This window comes from Robertkochia sediminum (assembly GCF_016786255.1).
Taxonomy (GTDB): Bacteria; Bacteroidota; Bacteroidia; order Flavobacteriales; family Flavobacteriaceae; genus Robertkochia; species Robertkochia sediminum.
This window is the reverse complement of the sequence record NZ_JADMKT010000044.1, coordinates 1-614: the sequence shown is the minus strand read 5'-3', so window position 1 is coordinate 614 and position 614 is coordinate 1. Positions and strand designations below refer to the sequence as shown.

Genomic DNA, 614 nt, shown 5'->3' with positions numbered 1-614 from the left:
TTTTTGAAAAAGACCCAAAAGGTATCCGACCTGGAACTAAGAGCCATTGAATCATCCTTCATTATCGATTTTGAGCACTTCTTACATCAACAACCTACCCTATCCAATAATGGAGTCATGAAGCACCTGGAACGGCTTAAAAAGCTAATGAAATTGGCTTATGAGATGGATTGGCTGGATAAGAACATCTTTAAACATCACAAACTCAAATTTGAAAAGGTCGACAAGGCATTTCTTACCCGATCTGAATTGCAAAAGATCATGGAATTCGATCCCAAGCGCTCTTCCCTGGCCGTTACCCGGGATGTATTCTTGTTCTCCTGTTTTACCAGCTTGTCGTATTCCGATGTAAGAAACCTCAAAAGATCCAACATCGTTAAGGGTAACGATAATAAGTGGTGGATCAAATCCAAGAGAGCAAAAACCGGCGTTCCGCTGAACATTCCCCTCCTGCCTTTACCTCTTGAAATTCTGCAGAAGTATAAGGATCATCCAAAAGTGTGTTCCTCAGATCATGTCTTACCGGTATGCTCCAATCAAAAGATCAATAATTACCTGAAGGAGATCGCCTCCTTTACAGGGATCGATAAAGACTTCTCCTTTCATATGGCCCG

At 41.7% G+C, this 614-nt stretch carries 1 protein-coding gene; it reads left to right on the top strand.

Going from position 1 to position 614, the window contains the following annotated elements; all coding sequences use genetic code 11:
• Window positions 1–614, top strand: a 614-nt coding sequence (locus IS446_RS00180; RefSeq protein ID WP_203057149.1) for a site-specific integrase, incomplete at both ends; no start/stop codon positions are given.